31 protein-coding genes and 1 other annotated feature are annotated in these 24,103 nt (G+C 44.8%); of the genes, 5 read left to right on the forward strand and 26 right to left on the reverse strand.

What is annotated here, in order from left to right; translation table 11 throughout:
* Positions 1 to 19 precede the first annotated feature (19 nt).
* The 6 genes from tgt to RBH91_RS15520 all read right to left on the reverse strand — a co-directional run bounded on the left by tgt (position 20) and on the right by RBH91_RS15520 (position 4,756).
* Entirely contained in the window at positions 20 to 1,165 is a 1,146-nt protein-coding gene (gene tgt / locus RBH91_RS15495) for a tRNA guanosine(34) transglycosylase Tgt (RefSeq protein WP_076763364.1), read from the reverse strand.
* A 28-nt stretch (positions 1,166 to 1,193) separates the two neighbouring features.
* A complete protein-coding gene (gene queA / locus RBH91_RS15500; protein ID WP_076763361.1) occupies positions 1,194 to 2,222 on the reverse strand; it encodes a tRNA preQ1(34) S-adenosylmethionine ribosyltransferase-isomerase QueA in 1,029 nt (342 codons plus the stop codon).
* Positions 2,223 to 2,256: 34 nt separating this feature from the next.
* On the reverse strand, positions 2,257 to 2,457 hold the full coding sequence (locus RBH91_RS15505) for a DUF2905 domain-containing protein (protein ID WP_076763359.1): 201 nt from the start codon (positions 2,455 to 2,457) through the stop codon (positions 2,257 to 2,259).
* Positions 2,450 to 3,454, reverse strand: coding sequence for a Holliday junction branch migration DNA helicase RuvB (gene ruvB / locus RBH91_RS15510; RefSeq protein WP_307892140.1), 1,005 nt, complete (start codon positions 3,452 to 3,454; stop codon positions 2,450 to 2,452). The genes RBH91_RS15505 and ruvB overlap by 8 nt, the downstream gene beginning before the upstream one ends.
* Positions 3,455 to 3,464: 10 nt before the next feature.
* Positions 3,465 to 4,070, reverse strand: coding sequence for a Holliday junction branch migration protein RuvA (ruvA, locus tag RBH91_RS15515; RefSeq protein WP_076763354.1), 606 nt, complete (start codon positions 4,068 to 4,070; stop codon positions 3,465 to 3,467).
* Between the two features lie 137 nt (positions 4,071 to 4,207).
* Entirely contained in the window at positions 4,208 to 4,756 is a 549-nt protein-coding gene (locus tag RBH91_RS15520; RefSeq protein WP_275667414.1) for an intercompartmental signaling factor BofC, read from the reverse strand.
* 305 nt (positions 4,757 to 5,061) lie between these two features.
* On the opposite strand from RBH91_RS15520, the gene RBH91_RS15525 reads away from it, so the two are divergent.
* Positions 5,062 to 5,709 (forward strand): phosphotransferase, encoded by a 648-nt coding sequence (locus RBH91_RS15525; RefSeq protein WP_307892141.1) that lies wholly within the window; start codon positions 5,062 to 5,064, stop codon positions 5,707 to 5,709.
* 107 nt (positions 5,710 to 5,816) lie between these two features.
* Positions 5,817 to 5,939 carry a hypothetical protein gene (locus RBH91_RS15530; RefSeq protein WP_307892142.1) on the forward strand — a complete coding sequence of 41 codons (123 nt, stop codon included), beginning with the start codon at positions 5,817 to 5,819 and terminating at the stop codon, positions 5,937 to 5,939.
* A 33-nt stretch (positions 5,940 to 5,972) separates the two neighbouring features.
* Here the strand turns inward: RBH91_RS15530 and RBH91_RS15535 are convergent, their stop codons facing one another.
* The 6 genes from RBH91_RS15535 to RBH91_RS15560 all read right to left on the reverse strand — a co-directional run bounded on the left by RBH91_RS15535 (position 5,973) and on the right by RBH91_RS15560 (position 10,030).
* A complete protein-coding gene (locus RBH91_RS15535) occupies positions 5,973 to 6,158 on the reverse strand; it encodes a Mas-related G-protein coupled receptor member D (RefSeq protein WP_307892143.1) in 186 nt (61 codons plus the stop codon).
* A gap of 197 nt (positions 6,159 to 6,355) precedes the next feature.
* The gene (locus RBH91_RS15540) at positions 6,356 to 7,693 is read right to left on the reverse strand and encodes a HAMP domain-containing sensor histidine kinase (protein ID WP_307892144.1); all 1,338 of its coding nucleotides are present in this window, start codon (positions 7,691 to 7,693) and stop codon (positions 6,356 to 6,358) included.
* Entirely contained in the window at positions 7,690 to 8,361 is a 672-nt protein-coding gene (locus tag RBH91_RS15545) for a response regulator transcription factor (RefSeq protein ID WP_307892145.1), read from the reverse strand. Before RBH91_RS15545 ends, RBH91_RS15540 begins: the two co-directional genes overlap by 4 nt.
* Before the next feature lie 125 nt (positions 8,362 to 8,486).
* Positions 8,487 to 8,666, reverse strand: coding sequence for a small acid-soluble spore protein H (locus RBH91_RS15550; RefSeq protein ID WP_076762947.1), 180 nt, complete (start codon positions 8,664 to 8,666; stop codon positions 8,487 to 8,489).
* Positions 8,667 to 8,767: 101 nt separating this feature from the next.
* Positions 8,768 to 9,232 carry a DinB family protein gene (locus RBH91_RS15555; RefSeq protein WP_307892146.1) on the reverse strand — a complete coding sequence of 155 codons (465 nt, stop codon included), beginning with the start codon at positions 9,230 to 9,232 and terminating at the stop codon, positions 8,768 to 8,770.
* An 87-nt stretch (positions 9,233 to 9,319) separates the two neighbouring features.
* Positions 9,320 to 10,030, reverse strand: a complete 711-nt coding sequence (locus tag RBH91_RS15560; protein WP_076762951.1) for a poly-gamma-glutamate hydrolase family protein — start codon at positions 10,028 to 10,030, stop codon at positions 9,320 to 9,322.
* A 423-nt stretch (positions 10,031 to 10,453) separates the two neighbouring features.
* On the opposite strand from RBH91_RS15560, the gene RBH91_RS15565 reads away from it, so the two are divergent.
* Positions 10,454 to 10,633 (forward strand): DUF8096 family protein, encoded by a 180-nt coding sequence (locus RBH91_RS15565; protein ID WP_148958213.1) that lies wholly within the window; start codon positions 10,454 to 10,456, stop codon positions 10,631 to 10,633.
* A 107-nt stretch (positions 10,634 to 10,740) separates the two neighbouring features.
* Here RBH91_RS15565 and RBH91_RS15570 read toward each other — a convergent pair whose 3' ends face one another.
* From RBH91_RS15570 to nadB, 7 genes are all read right to left on the reverse strand, one after another.
* Positions 10,741 to 11,064 (reverse strand): hypothetical protein, encoded by a 324-nt coding sequence (locus RBH91_RS15570; RefSeq protein ID WP_307892147.1) that lies wholly within the window; start codon positions 11,062 to 11,064, stop codon positions 10,741 to 10,743.
* Positions 11,065 to 11,229: 165 nt separating this feature from the next.
* On the reverse strand, positions 11,230 to 11,952 hold the full coding sequence (locus tag RBH91_RS15575; RefSeq protein WP_307892148.1) for a YebC/PmpR family DNA-binding transcriptional regulator: 723 nt from the start codon (positions 11,950 to 11,952) through the stop codon (positions 11,230 to 11,232).
* Positions 11,953 to 12,068: 116 nt separating this feature from the next.
* A complete protein-coding gene (locus RBH91_RS15580) occupies positions 12,069 to 12,704 on the reverse strand; it encodes a YhcN/YlaJ family sporulation lipoprotein (RefSeq protein WP_307892149.1) in 636 nt (211 codons plus the stop codon).
* A 172-nt stretch (positions 12,705 to 12,876) separates the two neighbouring features.
* Positions 12,877 to 13,971 (reverse strand): SafA/ExsA family spore coat assembly protein, encoded by a 1,095-nt coding sequence (safA, locus tag RBH91_RS15585; protein ID WP_307892150.1) that lies wholly within the window; start codon positions 13,969 to 13,971, stop codon positions 12,877 to 12,879.
* A 115-nt stretch (positions 13,972 to 14,086) separates the two neighbouring features.
* On the reverse strand, positions 14,087 to 15,196 hold the full coding sequence (nadA, locus tag RBH91_RS15590; protein ID WP_307892151.1) for a quinolinate synthase NadA: 1,110 nt from the start codon (positions 15,194 to 15,196) through the stop codon (positions 14,087 to 14,089).
* 3 nt (positions 15,197 to 15,199) lie between these two features.
* Entirely contained in the window at positions 15,200 to 16,057 is an 858-nt protein-coding gene (nadC, locus tag RBH91_RS15595) for a carboxylating nicotinate-nucleotide diphosphorylase (protein ID WP_307892152.1), read from the reverse strand.
* A complete protein-coding gene (gene nadB, locus RBH91_RS15600) occupies positions 16,038 to 17,612 on the reverse strand; it encodes an L-aspartate oxidase (protein WP_307892153.1) in 1,575 nt (524 codons plus the stop codon). The genes nadC and nadB overlap by 20 nt, the downstream gene beginning before the upstream one ends.
* Positions 17,613 to 17,710: 98 nt before the next feature.
* On the opposite strand from nadB, the gene RBH91_RS15605 reads away from it, so the two are divergent.
* Together RBH91_RS15605 and RBH91_RS15610 are read left to right on the forward strand one after the other, a co-directional pair.
* Positions 17,711 to 18,889, forward strand: a complete 1,179-nt coding sequence (locus tag RBH91_RS15605) for an IscS subfamily cysteine desulfurase (protein ID WP_307892154.1) — start codon at positions 17,711 to 17,713, stop codon at positions 18,887 to 18,889.
* Complete coding sequence (locus RBH91_RS15610; RefSeq protein WP_076762974.1) at positions 18,858 to 19,400, forward strand: transcription repressor NadR; 543 nt, start codon at positions 18,858 to 18,860, stop codon at positions 19,398 to 19,400. Before RBH91_RS15605 ends, RBH91_RS15610 begins: the two co-directional genes overlap by 32 nt.
* A 49-nt stretch (positions 19,401 to 19,449) precedes the next feature.
* Here the strand turns inward: RBH91_RS15610 and pheA are convergent, their stop codons facing one another.
* From pheA to rplU, 7 genes are all read right to left on the reverse strand, one after another.
* Complete coding sequence (gene pheA / locus RBH91_RS15615) at positions 19,450 to 20,301, reverse strand: prephenate dehydratase (RefSeq protein WP_307894773.1); 852 nt, start codon at positions 20,299 to 20,301, stop codon at positions 19,450 to 19,452.
* A gap of 27 nt (positions 20,302 to 20,328) precedes the next feature.
* Positions 20,329 to 20,772: an ACT domain-containing protein gene (locus RBH91_RS15620; RefSeq protein ID WP_076762976.1), complete on the reverse strand. Its 444-nt coding sequence runs from the start codon at positions 20,770 to 20,772 to the stop codon at positions 20,329 to 20,331.
* A gap of 116 nt (positions 20,773 to 20,888) precedes the next feature.
* Positions 20,889 to 22,175, reverse strand: a complete 1,287-nt coding sequence (obgE, locus tag RBH91_RS15625) for a GTPase ObgE (protein ID WP_076762977.1) — start codon at positions 22,173 to 22,175, stop codon at positions 20,889 to 20,891.
* Between the two features lie 35 nt (positions 22,176 to 22,210).
* Entirely contained in the window at positions 22,211 to 22,780 is a 570-nt protein-coding gene (locus RBH91_RS15630) for a sporulation initiation phosphotransferase B (protein WP_076762980.1), read from the reverse strand.
* A gap of 253 nt (positions 22,781 to 23,033) precedes the next feature.
* Positions 23,034 to 23,315, reverse strand: coding sequence for a 50S ribosomal protein L27 (rpmA, locus tag RBH91_RS15635; protein WP_076762982.1), 282 nt, complete (start codon positions 23,313 to 23,315; stop codon positions 23,034 to 23,036).
* A gap of 12 nt (positions 23,316 to 23,327) precedes the next feature.
* Positions 23,328 to 23,669 carry a ribosomal-processing cysteine protease Prp gene (locus tag RBH91_RS15640; RefSeq protein WP_076762984.1) on the reverse strand — a complete coding sequence of 114 codons (342 nt, stop codon included), beginning with the start codon at positions 23,667 to 23,669 and terminating at the stop codon, positions 23,328 to 23,330.
* Between the two features lie 12 nt (positions 23,670 to 23,681).
* The gene (gene rplU, locus RBH91_RS15645) at positions 23,682 to 23,990 is read right to left on the reverse strand and encodes a 50S ribosomal protein L21 (RefSeq protein ID WP_307892155.1); all 309 of its coding nucleotides are present in this window, start codon (positions 23,988 to 23,990) and stop codon (positions 23,682 to 23,684) included.
* Between the two features lie 12 nt (positions 23,991 to 24,002).
* Positions 24,003 to 24,078 (reverse strand) — a sequence feature (ribosomal protein L21 leader region).
* Positions 24,079 to 24,103: the final 25 nt, after the last annotated feature.

A 24,103-nucleotide genomic window follows, 5' to 3' on the forward strand; every position in this document is an offset into this window, starting at 1 on the left:
CGTTTTCTTCGTTTATGTGTCAGAAACTTTTAGCATTTGGTTTATTAAAACCGTAGCGCTCAAAAAACTCTTCCCGGAAATCACCTAAACGATCTTCACGAATGGCTTCTCTGACTTGCCCCATTAATTTTAACAGAAAATAAAGGTTATGATAAGAAGTTAAACGAATTCCAAACGTTTCATTACAGCGAATTAAATGTCTGATATATGCCCGTGAATAATTTCGGCATGTATAGCAGTCACAGTGCTCATCGATCGGTCTGAAATCCCTTTCATACTTCGCATTCTTGACAACGAGACGGCCTTCACTTGTCATGAGCGTCCCATTTCTCGCAATTCTGGTCGGCAGTACACAGTCAAACATATCGACGCCGCGGATGGCGCCGTCAATGAGAGAATCTGGTGAACCGACTCCCATCAAGTAACGCGGTTTATCCGCCGGAAGCAATGGAGTTGTAAACTCCAAGACGCGATTCATGACATCCTTCGGTTCGCCGACTGATAGTCCACCTATAGCATAGCCCGGAAAATCAAGTGAAATCAAGTCTTTCGCACTTTGTTTTCTCAATTCTTCATATTCGCCGCCTTGAACGATTCCAAAGAGCCCCTGCTCATCAGGGCGCTTGTGGGCGGCAAGACAGCGTTCCGCCCAGCGGCTCGTCCGTTCAACAGACCTTTTCATATAATCGTACTCTGCCGGGTACGGCGGGCACTCGTCAAATGCCATCATAATATCAGAGCCGAGGGCATTTTGAATGTCCATCGCTTTTTCAGGAGATAAAAACAGTTTGTCCCCGTTTAAATGATTGCGGAAATGAACGCCTTCTTCTTCAATTTTGCGGAATTCGCTTAATGAAAACACCTGGAAACCGCCTGAATCGGTTAAGATGGCGCGGTCCCAATTCATAAACTTGTGAAGGCCGCCCGCTTCTTTAACGATTTCATGGCCGGGCCTCAGCCAAAGGTGATAGGTGTTGCTCAAAATGATTCCGGCGCCCATTTCCTTCAACTCTTCCGGAGCCATTGTTTTAACAGTGGCGAGCGTTCCTACCGGCATGAAAACCGGCGTTTCAAATGATCCGTGGGGAGTGTGGACCTTCCCCAGCCTCGCTCCTGTTTGTTTACATGCTTTAATGAACTCATAGCGTATCGGTTGCTGCGACAAATTATGAGCCCTCCAATCTTTTTAAATTTTATTTGATCAACATGGCGTCTCCAAAGCTGAAGAAGCGGTATTCGTGTTCGACTGCGGTCCGATAGGCGGACAGCACATGCTCCCTGCCCGCCAGCGCGCTGACAAGCATAATGAGAGAGGATTTCGGCAGGTGAAAATTTGTAATCATCCCGTCTATCGCCCTGAATGCATATCCCGGATAAATAAAAATAGATGTCCAGCCTCTCGCTTCCTGAAAGCGGCCGTCATGTTCAGAGGCGATCGTTTCGAGCGTTCTCGTCGATGTCGTACCGACAGAAATGATCCTTCCCCCGTCCTGCTTGACCTGATTCAAGGCTGCTGCTGTTTCTGCTGTCATTTCATAAAACTCTGCGTGCATGTCGTGTTCTTCCACAGTTTCCGCACTGACGGGGCGGAAAGTCCCCAGGCCGACATGGAGGGTGATAAAGGCGATGTGCACGCCCTTTTCTTTCAGCGCGTCAAGAATCTCATCCGTAAAATGCAGTCCTGCGGTCGGCGCCGCAGCCGATCCTTGTTTCTTGGAGTACACCGTCTGGTAGCGCTCCTTGTCATCAAGCTGTTCTTTTATATAAGGAGGAAGCGGCATTTCTCCGAGAGATTCCAGCACCTCATAAAAAATCCCTTCATAGCGGAATTCTATTTTTCTTCCTCCGTGATCAAGCTCTTCTGTACAGACTGCCGTCAAACGGCCGTCGCCAAACGTGAGAACGGTTCCCCGTTTGACCCGTTTCGCAGGTTTGACAAGCGTTTCCCACTCGTCGCCTTCCTCCTGTTTTAACAGAAGCACTTCAACCTTTGCGCCCGTCTCTTCTTTCACTCCGAACAAGCGCGCCGGCAGAACCCTCGTATCGTTTAGCACAATGCAGTCGCCGGCTTCTAAAAAATCAATGATGTGTTTAAATGTGCTGTGGGTGATGTCCCCCGTTTCTTTATCCAGCACCATCAGCCTTGAAGCATCCCGTTCTTGTAAAGGAACCTGAGCAATAAGGCGTTCAGGCAGTTCAAAATCAAATAAATCCACTTTCATTTTTTTCACCTTATTCTATCTATATACTTTGATCTCATTTCATCCGTCCGAAGATCGAAAATAATACGGACAGGATGATGCTGATGACAATACATGTGACAACAGGAAAGAAAAATGTGACGTTTCCTTTTTTTACGAAAATGTCGCCCGGAAGCTTGCCGATCAGCTGCATGAATAAACCAATACCAAAAATGACAGCGCCTAATATCATCAATAGCTTTGGAAACTCAGTCATCGTGCGGAACCTCCATTTGAAAATGGCTGTAAACATCCGGTGTGACAATGCGCCCCCGCGGCGTTCTTTGAATAAAACCGATTTGAAGAAGGTACGGCTCATACACGTCTTCAATCGTATGAGACTCCTCTCCGATCGTAGCCGAGATCGTATCGATGCCGACAGGGCCGCCGTTGAATTTTTCGATCATGCCCATTAAAAGCTTGCGGTCTATATGATCAAGCCCGAGCTTGTCAACTTGAAGGCGCTCAAGGGCATCAACCGCCACTTCCTCGTTTATGGAGCTGTTTCCAAAGACTTGGGCAAAGTCTCTGACCCGTCTCAGAAGCCGGTTGGCAATCCGCGGCGTCCCTCTTGACCGTCTGGCAATTTCCAGGGAAGAAAGCCTGTCGATGTCGATCTCGAACAGCTCGGCCGTTCTGACGACGATTTCTGACAACTCATCCCGCGTATAGTACTCAAGTCTTGACAAAACACCGAACCTGTCCCTCAGAGGCGCTGTCAAAAGCCCCACTCTGGTCGTGGCGCCGACAAGTGTAAATGGGGGAAGATCAAGCCTGACAGAACGGGCTGACGGCCCTTTGCCGATGACGATATCAAGGCAGAAATCCTCCATCGCCGGATACAGAACCTCTTCAATCGAACGGTGCAGGCGGTGGATTTCATCAATGAATAACACGTCTCCAGGCTCAAGGGCTGTCAAAATCGCCGCCAGATCACCAGGGCGTTCGATCGCCGGACCTGACGTCGTTCTGAGATTGACTCCCATTTCATTGGCAATGATTGCGGCAAGGGTCGTCTTTCCCAATCCGGGAGGGCCGTATAATAATACGTGGTCTAATGTCTCCTCCCGCATTTTCGCAGCTTCGATGAAAACCCTGAGGTTATCTTTGACTTTTTCCTGACCGATATACTGAGCCAGTTTTTGCGGACGCAAACTTTGCTCAATCGCTGATTCATGGTTGTCTAGTTCACTTGATACGAGCCGCTCATCCATGAACATCACCTTACTTTAGTAATTTTTGCAATGCTTTTTTCACATATTGATCCGTCGAAAGCGCCTCTTCTTTTTTCAAGTAAGGGTGCACTTTTTTAATCTCGCGGTCGGAGTAGCCGAGCGCACTTAAGGCTTCAAGCGCTTCATCAAGCGCGGTTTCCGCTTCATGAGCCTGTTCACGTTCTTCATGGTTAAACAGGCTGGCCGCCATAGACGGAACGGCGTCTGCCAGTTTCCCCTTCAGATCGAGTATGATCTGTCTGGCGGTTTTCTTCCCAACGCCTGGGAACTTGACTAAAAACGCTTCATCTTCATTCTCGATCGCTTCAATGACCGCGCCCGGATCGCCGGAAGCAAGGATCGCAAGCGCTCCTTTCGGGCCGATCCCCGTTACGTTCAGCAATTTTGTAAACAGCATTTTTTCTTCCCTTGTCGAAAAGCCGTACAATGCAAGTGTATCTTCTCTTACATAATGGTATGTATAAATCGTTTCTTTGCTGTTTTCTTTATAAATAAACGGATTAGGCGTAAAGATCTGGTATCCGATCCCGCCGTTTTCAATGACAATATATTGGGGCGACACATAATCAATCGTCCCTTTTACGAATTCGATCAACGTTCATTCACCTCTTTGACTGCTCTTCATTGTAACATAAAACAGACAAAGCTAGAATGAAAAAGTTAACATATGTTCGCTCAACACGTTGATGAGGAAAAAGCTTTTTTCACAGCCCAAAAAAAGACATAACGGTGTCATGTCTTCATATCTTTCATATGAGGCTGATCCCCCGATGATTTAACGGCTTCAATGACATGTTCAAATTCCTTCTTCGTCCGATAAGGAATTCCTTTACGGAGGTCATCGGCCATACGGCTTTCAAGCCGCTTTATATCAATCTGAAAAAAGGACTGAATCGGCTCGGACAAAACGCCGGGACGGCCGTGGAAAGTAGAGATGACGCCATCTTCCGTCACCCCGATATAGCCGTTTGTTTTACTGAGTGGAGAGATATCATCCACCTGCTTGCGAAACAATATAAATCCTTTTTTTTGATCAACAAGCTGCCACCCTTTATAAGCGGCTTTAAAATCTTCCACCTTTCCGATGGCCTCTTCCTTGCTTTCGATTCCAACGTCCCCGTCCAAATACACCTTTTCAAATTGAATTTGAATCTTGGCCGGCTCTTGAGTTTCCGCTGGCCGAATTGCTGCAGCTTCCTGCTGAATGCCGAAAAGAATAGCAAGCGGCAAGGCTGCAAACAGGACAAAGTTCATTTTGTTAAGCATTTTTCGGCTGTCCACAAATATCACCTTCTTTTTCGCCTTCAAGATCTTATCCATAGTTTGACCAACGCTTTTGAAAATTAATCGCGTGCCGGAGTTTCATATGATAAATGCATAAAACAGGTCCGCTTTTATATCGTCAAAGGGCGGCGGGCAAGCGCCTCGGTGATACAATTGTTTTACAGATCGATTACGACTGTTACGTTTTGAAGCCAATGTTGAAGTTTCCAGGCATTTAGGATGCAAAGCCGCCCATTCTCATGTATAACAGCATTATAGAGTTATCTTTTGAAAGAGCTCCTAAAAAAGAAGGTGAACTCAACATGACAAAGGCGAAAACATATTCAGAAACCGTCATATACGACACGAACAAACGATTTAACAAGCTTGTCAAAAAGCCTGATGAATTGGAATTAATCGGGAAAGGACGGAGCGCATACGTTTTTAAACTGAGAGAGCAAGGCAGGGAAAAGGCGCTGAAAGTCTTTTTCCCCGAATTCAAAGAAACCGCTCAACGGGAAGCGGAGATATACAAAAAACTTTCTGATTCTCCCTATTATCCGGATATTTATGAAACGGGACATTCCTATATTTTAATGGAATATATTAAAGGACATACCTTTTACGAATGTTTAATCAAAGGCATCCGCATCGAGGATGAAATGATTCAAGAGGTGGACCGAGCTTTGCAAGATGCGCGGCTTAAAGGATTAAACCCTTCTGACATTCACCTTCGAAATCTGATTCTGACCCCGTCCGGAGCCGTAAAAGTCATCGATGTCGCCAGGTTTTCACAAACGAAGGCATGCAAACAGTGGGAGGACCTTAAATCAGCCTATCAAATCCTTTACAAAAAAAGTGGGTTCCCGCAAAAAATCCCTAAATTGTGGATGGAAACGATCGCTTTTCTTTATAAAAAAAACTGGCTGCAAAAACAATGGACCGCCAGAAAAAACAAATTTCACTCATAAAAAAACAGCCTTCAGGAAAGGCTGTTTTTCTTATCCGAATGATGAAACCTTCCAAGGGCACATACCGTATATTAGTCAGCATCCCTTTTTGAAAGGAGCATCAGATGTTGAAGAAAAAAAAGCGGCAGAAATCTGACAAATCGGATTACCTATGCCTATTTGATTTGCTCGAGCCTTTATATTACTTGCTGAGATTAGCAGTAGGCGGCATCGCAAAATTTATCAATTAATAGTCACTGCCAGACCCTCCGCTGTTGGAACGTTCAGCTGAGCAAGATAAACGCTGCAAATGTGACAAGATAAAGCGCAAATGCTCCGCTCATCCATTTGACCGGCTTTCTGGACAGATCCAACAGCCCTTTGACTCCGTCATTCAGTATCATGCTGATAAAAATAACAAAAGCTGTTCCAAAAGCCAGCATGGAAATCATGAAGAAAATCATATTCATTTTAATTTCCCCTCCGTACAATCGAGATTTATACCTCTGACAACAAAGCAGCACATCTTCTGATAAGATCTGATACTTCATCTGTTTTCAACTATAGATTTTGCAGGTTAAAAAAAGGCTGTTTTCTAGTTTAAATTCCGTTTAAATCAAATAAAAAAGCGAGAATCTTCTTGATTTCCCGCTTTTTAAAACCAGTATCAGTTTTTATAAATCATAAATATCGTCCCGTCTGAATCACTGCTGATTTTGCTGTGAAGATCCATTTGCTTGAGCATCATCTCAATAATGGACAGGCCGATGCCGGCGCCTTTTTTTCCGGAGACGGCGTCAAAGCCCGGTCCCCTGTCTTTAATTTGCAGAACAGGACGTCCGCATGACATTTTTGTTTTGACAGATACGTATTTTCCTGAATAGGCGTGACGCAATATATTTTGAAACAAATTATCAAGAATGCGTTTTAGCCATGTTTCGTCAATGTCCCACTCGATAGGCTGTTTTAAATCAATGTCGACGTCGAACTGTTCTTTTTCAAAAATCGGATACCAGCCGGCCAATGAGGAACGGATGACCCTTAAGACATCGGTGCGCTCTTTGTGCAGCGGCAGTCTTCCGGCAGCCAGAAGCGAGTAGGAAGACAGATTGTCGATCAAATCACCGATAAAAGCGATTTTATCGTTTATGACCTGTAAAGAATGGCTTCCTTTTTCACTAATGTCTTCATCCTTTAACGAGAACGTATGTCCTCTGATGACGGTAAGCGGCGTTCTTAGATCGTGGGATAAATCAGCAATCAGTTTTTTTCGAATTTCGGCCTCCTCGCGCTCTTTCCTTCTGCTCGTTCTCAGTTCTTCGACCATATGATTAAATGAGTATTCAACTTGCCCGAGCTCATCATTCCGCTTGATCCCGAGCGGCTGCGGTATGCCGTCATCGCCTTGTGTTTTCATATGCTTTTCCAGATTAACGAGCCGTTTCTGTAGCTTGGAAAAAAACCGCCATGAATTGAAAACAAACAATAAAAAAACACCGATTACGATCGTAAACCACAGATGCGTGTATTTCTCCCTTAAAAACGCCCACTCCGTGCCGATGAGCGACCGGGGCGTCTCCAATATCGCATAACCGCTGTCTTCTTTTCCTTTCAGATAAACTTGGAGCAGGAAATAATTCTTATTATCGCGCCTCATCATGTTGAAAACATCAGTCACTGTCAAATCCGTTTTTCCTTCGGGGTAGCCGGCCGATGTAGAGTACAATACTTTCCCTTCATCGTTCATCCAAATGATGTCGGAATCTTTGTATCGTTTCTTTCCGCTGAACGAAGACAAAATCTCTTCATTTGTTTTCCCCTTTAAATTCGCAACATCGCTTTTCCACCGCTTTTCCAATTGTTCCGGTTCATAATGTGTAATGCTTTGATCATCGATGATGTAGGTGAGCGTGATAAAATAAATGAAATTAACAAGAAAAAAGGCAATCGGAAAGAAAAGGAGAGAGGTGATAATATTCATCAAGTATTTTGTCGATAATTTCATTGTTTGATCCTGTAGCCGATTCCCCTGATCGTCTCAAGGATTTCGGGTTGGTTTGGGTTGTTTTCTAGTTTTTTGCGCAGGTGCCTGATATGAACCATTAATGTTTTATCCCCTTCAATAAACGGCTGCTTCCAAATGCTTTCATATATTTGTTCCTTCGTCAAAATTTGATTGGGGTGCCTGAGCAGAAGAAAGAAAATCTTCAGCTGCTTATCCGTTAATAAAACCTCTTCTCCTGTGTGTTTGTTTATGATTCGATTCTCTTGCATATACACCTTCAGATGTTTCAGGTTGAGCTCATTGATATGCGTCTTGTCAAACCTTCTCAGCAGCACTTCAATTCGTGCTCCGAGCTCTTCAGGATGAAAAGGCTTTGTGACGTAATCATCGGCAAATCCAAGTCCTTTGAGCTTATCCTCTAAAGCCGTTCTCGCAGTCAATAGCAAAATCGGCACTTGCGGATGAGACTCCTTCATCCTCTCTCCGATCGTAAACCCGTCCAAGCCCGGCATCATAATATCCAAGACGACCAAATCTGCTGTATCCATATGCCTTTCATAGCCGAGGGAAGATGTCAGCCAGACTAGCTTATAACCTTTGTTTTCAAGAGACTCCTTCAAAAATCGGCCGATCTCCTGATCATCTTCAATATATAAAATCGTATACATCTGCTACACTCCCCAAACTAATTACATCTATTTTCATATCATAACAAAAAGGTGTCCTTTTCGCTTTTTTGGCGTCAACATTAAAAACCCCCTCCTAAGCGAAAGGGGTTTGTTGGTTTCTATTTTTATTGTTCTTGCAAGTTCGTAAGCGGCACTTCCTGCTCATTCTCAGGCTGGCCAAGCGGATAGATTCTCGCGGTTCCGCTTTGTTCATCAACATGCTGAATATAAATGGGCCGGCCGTTATAAGTGACATCGACCATGACGGGAGATTCGACGATTTCTTGGGCACGCTGTGTATTCATCCTGAAATCCTCCTTTAGATTTTACTCATAATGTGTGCTCCCGTCCTCATTCATATTCGTTCCGGCTGGATTTTCTTTAAAACCGAGGCTTTTTCAGGATGTCAGCGAAGCTTGACGTATAAAGGCAGATCAGTATGTCCCATTTCACGCACATACACAAAAAGATTGCCTTTGTGGTGAATCTCATGGCCGATGACAAACTGAAGCAGCTGTTCAGCGGTCACTTTCTGTCCAAACATGTTGGTCAGATCGATTTCACGATCCAATTCCTCATCTGTAAAGGACTCGAGCAGTTCTTTCGTTTTTTCGGTATAAGTTTGGGCAAGCTCGGCAAGGCTTGTCTCTGTTTCTTCCATTTTCTTTTTTAACGCTTCCGGATTTCCTTCCTTAGCGGTCCGTGCAAATTGATAGAAAGAATACAGCATGTGCGTCACCAATTCTCTTGCAGACATTGAAGTCTCAGTCGGTTTGTAATCAGTATGTTTTTCAGCAATTCTTCCAATCAGTTCTTCTGTGACGGTGCGGTGGGATAAAAAATCCTGAACGATACGGGTTTTCCGTTCCATTCTTCTATTCCTCCTTCATTTTCATGATTTCAGCCATTCACATTTAGAATAACATGATTTTCCTGGAATTTGCTCAAATGAAGCTCTTTAACATTTGTCTTCCAGTACTTTTCGAACCGCTTTAACATATCTGTAAAACTTCCTTGTTTTGGTCTCCTCTCTGTCTTTATAATCAAAGTCTTCAAAAAATGCTTTTCTCTGCGCCGTGCTGATTTCCAGCTGCACGCTCATCCCCGTCTGGCTTTCATTATTGATGTTCTCCTCAGCTGTTCCGGCAAACCTGCCGTTCACTTTGACCAGTTCAGCAGAAAAATCAGATTTCTTAAGAGATCTGACAATGGCTTTTGCCAGTTGTCTGTCCGTGCCTCCGACCAATGTGTGCGGCCGATCGCCCGAATAGCCGTGAAAAGCGATTGTATAGTGGTGCTCTTTTATTTTTTGCAAGGCGAGCGGCTCGTCAAAATTTGTGCTCGTGATATGCAAATCGGAATTATTCTTATCTTTTTTTCCTTCGAATAAATAAGTTGAGTAATCATCGTTAAAAGCGCGTACAAGTTCACTGACCCCGCCTTCAATTCTTCCTCCGTGAGGCGAAAAAATTAAACAGTCGCTTCCTGCTTCTTCATGATATTCAATATTATATCCGTTTTTTTCATGCTTCTGCAGTTCCTTGAAATTGGCATACCTGTCGCCGGCCTGGAGCTGATATTCCTCCCTGGCCGTTTTCTCAGCCCACCTGTATACACCATTTATCATCACAGCTGCGATCACCAAAAAGATGAATACTTTCTTTTTCATGTTTTCTTCCCCTTTTGTTTCTTATAATGCAAGTCTAAAAAGCATGTCCTTCATGCTGAACTGTTATATGTGTTTTGACTTTTTTGTGACACAGTTATTTTACGCTTAAGATATTACGCATTCAATTATGAATAAGTTTGATAAAAAATAAAAATTTTAATTTTTTTATTAAAACAATCCTTTTTAGTTAGTTTAAAAGACAGATAAATTTTAAGAAGAAAATCCGATAAGAAAATTCAGCTGCCTGCCGATTTTCCTCGGGAAACCCTATTCCCTTGCAATAGGGGCGTTTTACCACAAACGGGGTATACGGTTTGATAAAAGTATAACAACCAGCGACAATCTATGCAGGTGCTATATTTCCTTTTTCAGCTCCTTCTGTTATCCTATTAACCGATAATAAAAATGCAGGTGAAAAATATCATGGAAACAGATTATGAAACAAAAGACTATGATCCGGCAATTGTTTATGACTACAATCAGTATCCTGATGTCCGCCACGGACGCTGCGACAATTGCGACTATACGCTTTTTAAAAGCTCGGTAAAGAACGGACAATTCTTGCGCGAATGCCGGCGCTGCGGCATGAAGAAAAGCATTTAAACAGCAAACGGCTGCGGGAGTTTAGGTCTGCAGCTGTTTATATGTATAAAAAAACTTGCCGACAATGCTGATCTAGCTTTGCCGACAAAATGGAGAATCTATCAATTCTAAGCATCTTTATTTTTGCTTGTTACAGTTCCGGTGATCGAGTCGCCGATCTTTCCGTTCAGTTCAGCATTCAGGCTGTTGATGTTTTGAATGTATTCGTTGATGATATTTTGGATCGATTGATTAAGTTCTGCGTTTTTGTTATTTGAGAAATCAGCTTCTGTTAAATCGATTCCGTTTTTCTCTTGAACCAAACCATAAATGGATTGGCCAAAGCCGGTGACAAGGCTGTTGATTTTTTCAATGACTTGAGCCGTTTCCTGGTCTTGCTGGTTTGCGTTCGATGCAGAAAACGGCTTCTCGTTTCCATGCTGTTCAGCCATTTATCATCCCTCCTCTCCATACTCTTCATGCCGAGATTCCTTCACAATATATGTTTAAAAAAAGATTTTGTTTCCGCAGCTGGCTTGTTGCTCCTTCTAAATGGTTGAAGACATAGAAAAAGGACGCCTCTTAAACGAAAAGGGCGTCCTTTTGACTCGCGTTTTTTAATGAATGTTTGTATACACTTCCTGTACATCATCGTCATCTTCAAGCAGATCAACGAGTTTTTCGATTTTTCCCTGAACCGGTTCATCCACTTCGGCATATGTTTGGGGAATCATTGTGATTTCTGCTGTAGCAGGCTGATAACCGCGGCTTTCAAGAGCCTTTTTCACTTTCTCAAACTCTTCAGGCTCCGTAAAAATTTCAAACAGCTCATCGCTCGTTTCGAGTTCTTCTGCACCTATATCAATGACTTCAAGCATGAATTCCTCTTCATTTGTTTCAAGGTCTTCACGCTCGATGGCAATGTATCCTTTCCGATTGAACATATAAGAGACGCAGCCTGTTTCTCCCAGGCTTCCGCCGTTTTTGCTGAAAGCGGTCCTGACGTTTGTCGCCGACCGATTTTTATTATCTGTCAGACATTTGACCATGACAGCCACACCGCCGGGGCCATAGCCTTCATACGTTATTTCTTCATAGCTGTTTCCGTCCTGGCTGCCTGAAGCTTTTTTGATGGCGCGGTCAATGTTGTCATTCGGCATGTTTGCATTTTTGGCTTTATCGATGACGAGGCGCAGGCTTGCGTTTGATTCGGGATCAGGTCCCCCCTCTTTTGCGGCTACATAAATTTCTTTGGCAAGCTTCATAAAAATTTTGCCGCGTTTTGCATCCTGGGCATTTTTTCGTCTCTGAATATTTTTCCATTTAGAATGGCCAGCCATATCTTTCTACCTCCAAAAAAATTCTCGTCTCTATGTATCACTTTATACGGTTTTGCCCGCTTTTGTAAAGAAAATGGCAAAATTGCCGGGGGCGTATCCCGGCAATTTTGGAATTGTCATTGATTCCGCATGCGGTTCAAATGATCATTTGTGGTGTCTCCGCGATCCCTTAAGTTCTGTGGACTGTCATTCATTTCACGCAGCCTTGTGAATGTGCCGTTATCTTCTGCAATTTGAATCGTCCGATCTCCGGCCAACGTTTTCGCTGTTTTTCTTATTTGGTTCCTCTCGTCATTTGACAGATTTTTGTCAGCCCGCACAGCAATGATCACTGTTTCATTTGTGACAGCAACTTGACTTTCGTCGATATTATTCATTTTATTGATACGCTTTGTGATGTCCCTTGAGATTTTACGGTTTTGCGGTTTATCATATCCCGTGTTTGCCGTATTCACCAAATGGTTGTGATAATTCATGTCTCCCCGGCTGTACGTTCCATCGCCTGTCGGAACGGGGTTGTCATTTCGGTTTGTCACATTTGTCGTGCCATTTCTCCCGTTCATATTTTCAAGCATTTCTGTAACAGGACCGTCATTATCAAACCCGTCATCACGATCTGCGTCATTGGAATAATATCCGATTGGACGGGTATTGTTATCGTTTCTTGTATCCAAAGCATTGTTCGTTCCGCAGGCTGAAAGACCAGCTGTCAAAAGTAAAATACCCGAAAACACTTTCAGCTTTTTGTCCAATGGTAGACCCCCCCGTGAAAACCGCTAATTTGAGCATCTCGCTCTTTTTTAGGATGTGCGGGATGAGGAGAGTTACCCTTGACAGTTATAGACAATCGCTTAAAAAACGGCATGAGAATCCTTATTTGAGCCACATTAAAAAAGGAACGATAGATCATCGTCCCATACTTGATCAGTCTTCATCATCTTCCGGCCTGTTGAACATTTGGCCGCCTGCCGGCTGCTGGCCGTATCCACCCATGCCATAAGGGCTCCCCATTTGCGGCATCTGGCCGTATGGTACACCGCCCTGATAGCCTCCCGGGAACTGGCCTGGTCCGCATCCGCAGTCATCTCCGCCTCCGTGCGACATATTTGGATCTCCTCCATGCCCGACATTAGGCGGTGCATATCCAGGCATTGGCTGATAAGGTGCATATCCAGGCATATAGGCAGGTGCTGTCATTGGCTGTTGCTGATAGGGCTGTTGCTGATAAGGCTGTTGCTGATAGCCGTGATGGCCGGGATTGTCATGACTCATGTTGTCATGACTCATGTTGTCATCTCCGTCATATTCCGCCGGTGATACATATCCCGGCTGAGGCATGTAAGGCATTTGATGAGCAGGATAAGGATACCATGGATAACATAAACCAGTGCCAGGCAATACCGGAGAAACTGGGATTAAGCAGCCCGGATGATACGGGTATGGATGGTGATAAGCAGGTGCAACATTCGGCATTCCGTGAAATTTCTTGTTTTCATCACCTGCTGCTCCTACATTAGGCGGCTGCGGAATATTTGGATAGTTAACATTTTCCATATTGCTCTCCTCCTCATTTGTCCATGGAAAATTCATGTTAGGGCCTTTCTTATGATGCTCATACGGTTTCGGAGGTACAAACGGCTGATGAAGCTGATTTACATTCTGATAAAGGTTGGAAATGTCTCCCTCAGGCATACTTGACTGACCTAAATTAGGAACAGGCGGAACATAAGGAGTCGAAGGCTTTTCTTTCGGTTTGATATCTTCAACATCAAGCTTGCCTTTAGGCTTTTCTTTTGCAAATGGATGTTCCTGCTTTTTTGGAAATTCCTTCCGCATATTAACCTCTTCTTCTTTTTTTACCGGCACTCCCCCTGACGGCACTTTTATTTTCATTCCGGGCATGATCAAATCTGGATTACTCAGCTGCGAATTTAGTTTTTTCAGTTCTTGAAAGTCCACTTCATATCTTTCTGCAATTTTTTCAAGAGAGTCGCCCTTTTGGACAATATGAATTTTCAACGTTTTCCCCTCCTATGCAAAAACGTGAACGAACGCATTAGAATAACAAATATGTTTCCTCACAAATGTATGCGCAGACAGGAGGGGTTATGATAAAAACTTGTTCTTCAGAAATTTAGCCGATGCTTAACATCCGGTTAAGAGCAGTGACAGCATCTTTTGTGATATCCTTTTCAACGTTAATCACGCCCGTCGGTTCGCCTTTATCTATTTGCTCCAATGACCATAATAAATGAGGAAGATCGATTCTGTTCATCGTCAAACACGGGCACATGTCGGGATTGAGGGATTCAATCTGTTTATCAGGATGCTCATTAATGATTCTCTGGACAAGATTCATCTCTGTTCCAACCGCCCATTTGCTTCCAGGCTCCGCTTCATTGATGGTGTCGATAATTTTTTTGGTGGAGCCGCTGAAATCGCTGAGCATCACGACTTCGTGCGTACATTCAGGATGGACAATGACATTGATGTCAGGATCACGTTCTTTTACATTTTTGATATTCGCCACGGTGAATTTTTCATGAACCGAACAATGGCCCTTCCACAGAATGATTTTTACGTCTTGTATATCTCCGTCATACACCAGCTTTTCAGCAATAGGGTCCCATACTGCCATCCGGCTGAGCGGAATCCCTAATTCATATGCCGTATTGCGCCCAAGATGCTGATCAGGAAGAAATAAAATTCGTTCTTTTTGCGTGAGCGCCCATGTTACAATGCGGCTTGCATTGGAGGAAGTGACGGATGCCCCGCCGTTTCTCCCTGTAAAAGCTTTAATCTCGGCCGTTGAATTGACATATGTTAACGGAATGATCGTATCGCCAAAGATTCGTGTCAGTTCATCCCAAGCCCGGTTTGTTTGCTGCATATTTGCCATGTCTGCCATCGAACAGCCGGCTCTCATATCAGGCAAAACGACGACCTGTTCTTCTGACGTGAGCATATCGGCTGTTTCTGCCATAAAATGCACACCGCAAAACGCGATATATTCTGCTTTTTTATTGCGCTGGGCCACTTGGGCAAGCTGCAGCGAATCCCCTGTAGCATCCGCAAATTGAATGACTTCGTCTTTTTGATAGTGGTGGCCGGGGATGAACAGCTTTTCCCCGTATTTCTTTTTGATCCGCAAAATTCTCTGCACCATTTCTTCATCAGTCAGTTCTTTATAATGATCTGGCATCATGCCCGCATTTGCATCGTTTATCAAGTTTAAAATAGACATCTGTCACCTCTCCAATCCCGCTTCGTTTTTCAGATCAACATTCATGCTGAAATCAAGACTCTTCGCCGAATGTGTCAAATAGCCCAACGAAATACAGTCGACCCCTGTTCCCCTGTATGCAGGGAGATTTTCAAATGAAATGCCTCCGGAAGCTTCTGTTATCATTCCGGCAGGCGTCATGTCCGCAAATGCTTTCACCGTTTCCGGAGGACAGTTGTCAAACATAATGATATCCGCCCCCGCTTCGATCGCATCCATTAGCTCTTTTTCAGACTCGATTTCCACTTCGATCATCACCATGTGTCCGCAAGCTGCCCGCGCTTTTTCAACCGCTTTTATAATCGAACCGCAAGCAGCGATGTGATTGTCTTTAATCATGACGCCACCGTCAAGTCCAAAGCGGTGATTTGTGCCTCCCCCCGTTTTGACCGCGTATTTTTCAAGCATACGGAGGCCGGGCGTGGTCTTTCTCGTGTCACAAATCGAAATGCTCGGATCATTTAGCCTGATAACGGATTGATTCGTTAATGTAGCAATACCCGACATTCGCTGTATAAGATTGAGCACAACCCGTTCACCTGTCAGAAGAGAGGCTGCCGGACCTTTGAGATATGCGATCGCATCTCCTTTTTCAACCGGTTCACCATCTTTTTTTCTCAGATCAACGGCTATCGTTTCATTGATCAGCCGAAATCCTTCCTTGATCACCATCGCCCCTGCAAACAAGCCGTCTTCCTTCACCGTAATAACAGCCTCGCATTGATGATCTTCATTAAAAACAGCCTGGGAAGTGAGATCTCCCCAGCCGATATCCTCTTTGAAAAATTCTTCGAGCATTTGCCTAAGCTTGAGCTTCTGCATAGTTCACAATCCCTTCGTTTTCTCTCACCTTGATGCTGCCTTTTGAATGGATGATTTGTTTTCCTTTCCAGTTTTCATCATCGATCGACGGATAATCTGAACGGAAATGTCCTCCTCTGCTTTCTGTTCGAAGCAAGGCAGAAGCTGTCATCAGCTTAGCAGTCTGCCACAGGTGGGCCAGATTCAGCTCCTCTTTTGTGATTTCTTTCACATTCAGTTTTTGAACAGGCGTCTGTTCGAGCCAATTTTTCACCTTCAGCAGTTCATCCGCCGTACGTACAATGGAGACATGATCTGTCATCTTTTTCTGAATGGCTTTCATATTCACAAGCGGTACGTCAAATGTCATCTCTTCCGGATCAGAGGCTTTTCCGCTGAGAAAGGCCGGTTTTTTTCGTTTTTGGATCCGTTCTGCCGCTCTTTTTCCAAAGACAAGACATTCTAAAAGAGAATTGCTTGCCAGCCGATTGGCTCCGTGGAAGCCCGTACAAGCGGCTTCTCCGATGACAAAAAGGTTTGGTACAGACGTTTCTCCCCACTTGTTTACGGAAACTCCGCCCATTAAAAAATGCATCCCGGGTGATACGGGAAGCCGCCCGTCTTCAATTGGGACTCCTGCTTTTTCACAAAGCGAAGAGATCGTTGGAAAACGCAGCCTAAAATCCCGTATGTTCCTGATATCCAAAAATACGCGGGTTCCGGCAGCCAGCTTTTCATGAATCGCTCTTGAGACAATATCTCTGGGCGCCAAATCCTTCAAAGGATGGATCTCTTCCATCACCCGCCGGTCGTTTTCATCTATCAAAATGGCTCCTTCCCCGCGGACGGCCTCAGAGACAAGCCCATGTGCACGCCCGTTTTTCAAGAGGAGTGTGGGATGAAATTGAACGAACTCCAAATCAGTCAGCTCCGCTCCCGCCCGATATGCGAGAGAAAGTCCGTCGCTTGTCACTGAGCGGTTATTTGTGTGCATTTGAAAAAGATTTCCGCACCCTCCTGCCGCTAAGACGATATAATCTGCTTTTCTGAGACTGACATTTCCCCGGCTGTCTTTCGTCCAGACGCCTGCTAAGCGGTCGTTTTCGAGCCATAAGTCAACCGCGGTTTCGTGCTCCTTCAGCACGACATGAGAACCGAGCCGTCCGATTAAATGGCGAATCAGCATCCGTCCCGTCGCATCTCCGCCGGCATGCAAAATCCGGTTCACTGAATGTGCGCCTTCTTTTCCGAGGCGGAGTTTTCCATCTTCATCTGCATCGAAAGGGAAATTTTGATCGATCAGCTCTTCAACAAGCCGATGCCCATCTTCAATGGCACCATTGACTGTTTCAATGTGATTGTGGCCGCAGCCGGCGTATAATGTGTCTTCTGCATGGGCAAAGGTTGAATCATGAGGCAGTTTAGACGAGGCAATACCGCCTTGAGCGAGCGTTGAATTGCTGTCATATACCGACTCTTTCGTCATCACCATCACTTCAAATGATGGCGGCATGGCTGCAGCAAAAGACAGAGCAGCCGCACCTGCGCCGACAACAATGATCGTCTGACCAGACATGATGACTCCTCCTGTATATTTACATGTGTCTTGACACCTATATTTACATATAGATAAAATAAACTCAAGTATTTTTTATAAGAATGGAGATTTGAATTGTGATTTATCTTGATTATGCAGCGACAACACCGGCTTCCAAAGACGCTTTGAAGGCGTTTCAAAAACTCAGCACGGACATTTACGGCAATTCAAGCAGTCTGCATGATGCAGGGGGGAAAGCTGAGAGCATGTTGCGACACTGCCGTCAAAAGCTGGCAGAATTGATATCGGGTGAGCCTGAAGGGATTTATTTTACGAGCGGGGGCACAGAATCGAATTTTTTGGCGATCCATTCCATCTTAAATGGCCTCCCCTCTGATAAACGGCATTTTTTAATGACAGAAATGGAACATCAATCCATTCATATTTTGAAGCGCCACCTTTCCATGGCTGGATTTGAAGTGAGCACGATGAAGCCCAATGCTTGCGGCATCATCACCGCCGAAATATTAGAACGGCATCTCCGCCCTGATACTGGGCTTGTCTCCATTCAGCACGCGAATTCAGAAACGGGCGTCATTCAGCCTTTAGCGGAGATTTCCTCTTTTTTGCATGAACGCGGTGTGCTTCTTCACAGTGATGCCGTTCAGACGTTTGCCAAAATTCCTGTCAATGCTGCTCGGCTCGGAGTGGATGCTTTATCGGTTTCAAGCCATAAAGTATACGGACCTAAAGGCACAGGTGCAGTCTATATTCGGCCAGGTGTGAATTGGAGACCTGTCTATCCCGGAACCTTGCATGAAAAGGGATTTAGAAGCGGCACGGTCAATGTACCCGGCGTCGGCGCTTTTGTCACCGCTGCTGAATCGACGATCGGCCATATGGCTGCCGCTTATGAAAAGCACCAAATACTGCGCAGCCATTTCCTGCAGGGGTTAAAAGAACGGAGCCTTCCGATCTCACTGGCCGTTTCCGATGCGGCCGATTCACAGGTGCTTCCTCATATTTTGGGTTGTTTTTTTCATTGCTTTGAAGGACAATATGTTATGCTGGAATGTAATCGGCGCGGAATCTGCATATCAACGGGAAGCGCCTGTTCAGCCGGCTATCATGAGCCGTCAAACACTATGAATGCCCTTGGCATTCCAAGAGAGCAGGCGCTTCAATTCATACGGATTTCCTTCGGCTATGACACGACAAAGAACCATATTGATAAACTGTTGGATGTATTGACAGATATGAATCATGAGAAAGGGGACCAACGGATTGACAGACGGATTAAAACTGATGGGAGCTGAGCGGCGCAAGCAGCTGCTTGCTTGGCTAAAAGAATCAGAGACCCCATTAACCGGAAGCGGGCTGGCAAAAAAAGCGTCCGTTTCACGGCAAGTGATCGTACAAGATATTTCTTTATTAAAGGCCAAAAATGAACCGATTATCGCAACAAGCCAAGGTTACATGTACTTGCGGTCTGCCGCCGGAGAAAAACAGCCGGTTCAACGAATCATCGCATGTGATCATGAACCTGAAAAAACAGAAGAGGAACTAAACGTGATTGTCGATTTTGGTGTGACGGTGAAGGATGTTACGATTGAACATCCTGTCTACGGCGATTTAACGGCCTCCATTAGAGTGAGCACGAGAAAAGAGGTCTCCGATTTTGTCAAAAAAATCTCCTCTACGAATGCCGCTTACCTGTCCCAGCTGACAAACGGGATACATCTGCATACACTGGAGGCAGATGATGAGAAAAAGATCGAACAGGCATGCGAGGCCCTCAAAAAAGCGGGCATTCTGATTTCTGAATAAGAAATGAAAAAAAGGTCCTTTGCCATGATGGCGAAGGACCTATTCATTGTTATAAGCTATAAGCATTGTAAGCCCCGAGCATCTTCACTTTGCAGCCTAAAGCTTCAAGCTCGGCTATTGCACCCGGAATCAGGACATCATCTAAAGCCATTTCAATATCGATGATAAAAAAGTAATTTCCCAGACCGGTTTTAGTCGGACGGGATTCAATTTTGGAAAGATTCAAATTTCTCCAGGCGAAAGCTGATAACACTTGATGGAGCGCCCCTGATCTGTCTGAAGGAAGGGTCACCAAAAGCGTCGTTTTCGGCCTTGGCGTTAATACCGGATTGACTTGAACGGAAGCATGCCGATCCGGATGAAGCATAACAAATCTTGTATGATTATATTCATAATCATGGATATCCCGTTTAACGATCTCTAATTGATAGGTTTCGGCAGCCATTTCATTGGCGATCACCGCAATATTCTGCTCCGGATGTTCATTCACATATTTTGCCGCCGCTCCCGTAGACGTTGCATATTCGAATGGAACAGAATGAAATTGGCTGTGTAAAAATTTATGGCACTGTGCAATCGCATGGGAATGGGAATAAACCTTTTGAATATCCGCCCATACTTCTTTTCTTGAAGGATGGACAAGCAGATGCTGGCGGATCGGAGCGGTGATTTCCCCGACAATATAAAGCGGCTGTTCATGAATTAAATAATCAATTGTCAAGTTCACTGATCCTTCGATTGCATTTTCCAGCGGTACGACAGCCAGATCGATTTCACCATTCATGGCTGCGTCCATACAGGCAGGTATTGTGCTAAATGCTTGCTGTTTGGCGCTTGTAAAACAAGAGCAAACAGCAAGATGTGTAAATGTTGCTTCAGGACCTAAATAACCAACTTTCATACTCATGATTGATATCATTCTCTCCCTTTATGCGCCTGAACCTAGTATTTCGACCTTTTCTACGAATTCCAGTTTTCTCAATTTGTTCATCAGTAAATCAATATTGTCAGCCATTCCCCTCGTACTGACTGACAATGTGACATTCGCTCTTCCCTGAAGGGGAATGGTCTGGTGAATCGACAGCACATTGCAGCCTGATTCAGCTACAACCTGAAGCAGATGGGACAGCGTTCCTGAACGGTCTTCCAAATGAAAAAAAAGCGTGATGATCTGTTCTTTGACCATTGTATAAAAAGGAAATACCGCATCTCTGTACTTGTAAAAAGCGCTTCTGCTCAAATCAACCTTTTGGACGGCTTCAGCTACAGATTCTGCTTTCTTCCGTTCAATCAGCTTTTTGACCTCAAGTGTTTTCCGCATTGCCTCAGGCAGCACGTCTTCTCTGACAAGATAAAAGGTCTCCTCTTTCACTGACTTTTCTCTCCTTTTAAAAAAACCTGTTTCCTTTAAAATAGATCGCTTGAAAGGAAAGACGCTTCCTTTCCGTTAAAATTCGGAGAGCCTGCTTGGCAAACTCTCCGACACGATCAGTCAATAAATTCAAATTCAAACTCGAGCAAGCGGATCGTATCTCCATCTTTTGCACCGCGTGCCCGCAAAGCGTCGTCAACACCCATTCCTCGAAGCTGTCTGGCGAAGCGCTTCACAGACTCGTCTCTTGAGAAGTCCGTCATTTTAAATAGGCGTTCAAGCTTAGCTCCGCTCAGGACAAAGGTGCCGTCAGGATCGCGGGTGATGTCAAACGGCGCTTCTTCATCCTCCAGCTTATACATGACTCTGTTTTCAGTCAGTTCTTCCTCGTCATACAGCGGGAATTCCGGTGTCGTTTGCAAACGGTTGGCAATCTCAAACAGCAGATCCCTTAAGCCTTGTTTTGTGACTGCACTGATCGGAAAAACTGGGTGATCCTCTGTCAGCTTTTCTTTAAATGCCTTCAGGTTTTCTTCAGCTTCCGGCATGTCCATTTTATTGGCGACGATAATCTGCGGACGCTCAGTCAGCCTTAAATTATACTGCTCGAGCTCTTTATTGATTGTCACGTAGTCCTCGTAAGGATCGCGCCCTTCAAGGCCTGACATATCAATCACGTGAACAATGACGCGCGTTCTCTCAATATGTCTGAGAAATTGGTGGCCGAGCCCCACTCCTTCATGGGCTCCTTCGATCAGTCCCGGAAGATCTGCCATCACAAAGCTGCGCCCGTCATCGGTTTCAACCATTCCGAGGTTTGGGGCAAGCGTTGTAAAATGGTAGTCAGCGATTTTCGGCTTTGCTGAAGACACGACAGACAAGAGGGTTGACTTTCCTACGCTTGGGAAACCGACTAGGCCGACATCGGCCAAAACCTTCAGTTCAAGCACCACATAGCGTTCTTTGCCCGGTTCGCCGTTTTCCGAAAGCTGCGGCGCCGGATTTGCCGGTGTCGCAAAGCGGGTATTACCGCGTCCTCCGCGTCCGCCTTTTGCGATGACGGCTTCCTGTCCATGCTCGATTAAATCAGCGAGAACCTGCTTTGTGTCATCATCAATGACAACGGTGCCCGGGGGAACTTTAACCACCATATCCTCCGAATTTCTGCCGTGCTGATTTTTCGACATGCCATGCTCGCCGCGAATCGCCTTGAAATGTCTTTGATATCTAAAATCCATCAGCGTGCTGAGGCCTTCGTCAACTTTGAAAACGACGTCTCCGCCTTTTCCGCCGTCTCCGCCTGCAGGGCCTCCTTTAGGCACATATTTTTCGCGGCGGAAGGCAACCATTCCATTGCCCCCGTCTCCGCCTTTAACATATACTTTTACCTGATCAACAAACATAATGTCCTCCGTTCTATTCCTCAAAAAACTGTGCTTTACTTAATATGAATCTCAGCAAGGCATTCACGGTCTGTTACATCAAGCCGTTTGATTTCATAAAAATCAGCCTGTGATTGATGAAAATCTTTAAAACCTGTCAGCTTTGTAAAAACACCGTGAAAATCGAGATAGATGACAAGCTGACCGTCCGTCTGCAGCGTGATCGTCAAATGATTCTCACTGCCTTTTAAAACGGAATCGTCAAAAATCCGGAACAGCTTTCTGACGAGAGCCACCAGCTTTTCTTCATAGGCTGACAGATCTCTGACTTCGCCGATCACCTCGTATTCAAGCGTCAGCGAATGAGCCGTCCAGTTAAATGTGAGCAAGTCATAAGCAAAGCGCGGTATTCTAAGATTTGAAAGCTTTGATTCATGCTGAGCTTCTATGACCACTTCATCAATAATTTCAAACACGCGGTCATACTTCTTTAATGTTAGGTTTCCTTTAATCAATTGCAGTTTATTCATCCAGTCGTGTCTTGAATGGCTGAGCAAATGAATAAGCTCATGGGTCAAAGCTTTATCGTCCATATTCTTTTCCTGTTTTTTCGAAATATCTTCCATTTTGGCACTCCCAATCGTTTGTTCTCTCTTTTAGGAGTCTGATTCAGTGTGTACTTTGAATTATAACAGAGAAGACTGTATAAATGAAACACGTTTATATACTTTAACGAAGCCGAATCAGAGCGGAATCCCGGGCTTTTGCACCCGCCGGGAAGGTGATTTCACGGTTCAAAAAGGAAATTCCAATCGTCTTGGACGGTGCAGCAAATATGTAAAAAAACTCCGGTCAGAACGACCGGAGTTTTGTTTAAGGTTAGGCTACAGGATATACGCTCACTTTTTTGCGGTCACGGCCGAAACGTTCGAATTTAACAGTTCCGTCGACTTTAGCATATAGAGTGTCATCTCCGCCGCGCCCAACGTTTTCACCTGGATAGATTTTTGTTCCGCGCTGACGATAAAGGATGGAACCGCCAGATACGAATTGACCGTCTGCACGTTTAGCACCTAGGCGTTTCGCCTCAGAGTCACGTCCGTTCTTCGTTGAACCTACTCCTTTTTTAGATGCAAAAAACTGAAGATCTAATTTTAGCATGTAGCTCACCTCCTATATTTTGTTCGTCGTTACTTTTAAGTAACCTTTGTAATCCCGTTCAATGGTTTCAAGGGAAACGATCATGCCTTCAAGAAGCAGCTGAGCTTTTTCAAAAGCTTCCCGATCGGTTTCATCAGGGAATTTGAAGACTAAGAGCCCTCCGTCTTCCCCGAGATCAATGACCGGTTCAATGCCCGTCAGTTTAATGACCGCATTGACCGCTCCAAAGGCAACTGCCGATGCCCCTGCACAAACGAGATCCTGTCCATGTTCAGCAAAATTCGCATGCCCCGACATTTCAAAGGACAAAATGTCTTTGTTCGATCGGGATCTTGTAATCGTTGCTTGAATCATATCTTACACGCCTTATGCGTTGATTTTTTCAATGACAACTTTTGTGTAAGGCTGACGATGACCTTGTTTTTTGTGTTGGTTTTTCTTTGGCTTGTACTTAAATACGGTAATCTTTTTAGCACGGCCTTGTTTTTCAACTTTGCCTGTTACCGTAGCACCTTCAACCATTGGGCTGCCAACTTTAACGTTTTCACCGCCGATAAACAATACATTGTCGAAAGTAACTGTTTCGCCGGCTTCAGCAGCAAGCTTTTCAATGTATACAGTTTGACCTTCTTCAACTTTGATTTGTTTTCCGCCTGTTTGAATAATTGCGTACATCTCTGCACCTCCTAATAAACTAAGACTCGCCAGTCAGCAGGGGGCTTAGAAAGCACTTAACACCTGCGCTGAGCGGTTGTAGCACGGGTGCTACATCCATAACATTAAAAACT

The sequence above is a fragment of the Bacillus swezeyi genome (assembly GCF_030908325.1).
GTDB classification, from domain to species: Bacteria; Bacillota; Bacilli; order Bacillales; family Bacillaceae; genus Bacillus; species Bacillus swezeyi.

Excerpts from the sequence above, each read along its gene's own strand:
- queA (WP_076763361.1), bottom strand. The coding sequence starts at position 2,222 with ATGAAAGTGGATTTATTTGATTTTGAACTGCCTGAACGCCTTATTGCT.
- RBH91_RS15505 (WP_076763359.1), bottom strand. The coding sequence starts at position 2,457 with ATGACTGAGTTTCCAAAGCTATTGATGATATTAGGCGCTGTCATTTTT.
- ruvB (WP_307892140.1), bottom strand. The coding sequence starts at position 3,454 with ATGGATGAGCGGCTCGTATCAAGTGAACTAGACAACCATGAATCAGCG.
- RBH91_RS15525 (WP_307892141.1), top strand. The coding sequence starts at position 5,062 with ATGACAAAGGCGAAAACATATTCAGAAACCGTCATATACGACACGAAC.
- RBH91_RS15535 (WP_307892143.1), bottom strand. The coding sequence starts at position 6,158 with ATGAATATGATTTTCTTCATGATTTCCATGCTGGCTTTTGGAACAGCT.
- RBH91_RS15540 (WP_307892144.1), bottom strand. The coding sequence starts at position 7,693 with ATGAAATTATCGACAAAATACTTGATGAATATTATCACCTCTCTCCTT.
- RBH91_RS15545 (WP_307892145.1), bottom strand. The coding sequence starts at position 8,361 with ATGTATACGATTTTATATATTGAAGATGATCAGGAGATCGGCCGATTT.
- RBH91_RS15550 (WP_076762947.1), bottom strand. The coding sequence starts at position 8,666 with ATGAATACACAGCGTGCCCAAGAAATCGTCGAATCTCCCGTCATGGTC.
- RBH91_RS15555 (WP_307892146.1), bottom strand. The coding sequence starts at position 9,232 with ATGGAACGGAAAACCCGTATCGTTCAGGATTTTTTATCCCACCGCACC.
- RBH91_RS15560 (WP_076762951.1), bottom strand. The coding sequence starts at position 10,030 with ATGAAAAAGAAAGTATTCATCTTTTTGGTGATCGCAGCTGTGATGATA.
- RBH91_RS15565 (WP_148958213.1), top strand. The coding sequence starts at position 10,454 with ATGGAAACAGATTATGAAACAAAAGACTATGATCCGGCAATTGTTTAT.
- RBH91_RS15570 (WP_307892147.1), bottom strand. The coding sequence starts at position 11,064 with ATGGCTGAACAGCATGGAAACGAGAAGCCGTTTTCTGCATCGAACGCA.
- RBH91_RS15575 (WP_307892148.1), bottom strand. The coding sequence starts at position 11,952 with ATGGCTGGCCATTCTAAATGGAAAAATATTCAGAGACGAAAAAATGCC.
- nadA (WP_307892151.1), bottom strand. The coding sequence starts at position 15,196 with ATGTCTATTTTAAACTTGATAAACGATGCAAATGCGGGCATGATGCCA.
- nadC (WP_307892152.1), bottom strand. The coding sequence starts at position 16,057 with ATGCAGAAGCTCAAGCTTAGGCAAATGCTCGAAGAATTTTTCAAAGAG.
- nadB (WP_307892153.1), bottom strand. The coding sequence starts at position 17,612 with ATGTCTGGTCAGACGATCATTGTTGTCGGCGCAGGTGCGGCTGCTCTG.
- pheA (WP_307894773.1), bottom strand. The coding sequence starts at position 20,301 with ATGAAAGTTGGTTATTTAGGTCCTGAAGCAACATTTACACATCTTGCT.
- obgE (WP_076762977.1), bottom strand. The coding sequence starts at position 22,175 with ATGTTTGTTGATCAGGTAAAAGTATATGTTAAAGGCGGAGACGGGGGC.
- RBH91_RS15630 (WP_076762980.1), bottom strand. The coding sequence starts at position 22,780 with ATGGAAGATATTTCGAAAAAACAGGAAAAGAATATGGACGATAAAGCT.
- rpmA (WP_076762982.1), bottom strand. The coding sequence starts at position 23,315 with ATGCTAAAATTAGATCTTCAGTTTTTTGCATCTAAAAAAGGAGTAGGT.
- RBH91_RS15640 (WP_076762984.1), bottom strand. The coding sequence starts at position 23,669 with ATGATTCAAGCAACGATTACAAGATCCCGATCGAACAAAGACATTTTG.
- rplU (WP_307892155.1), bottom strand. The coding sequence starts at position 23,990 with ATGTACGCAATTATTCAAACAGGCGGAAAACAAATCAAAGTTGAAGAA.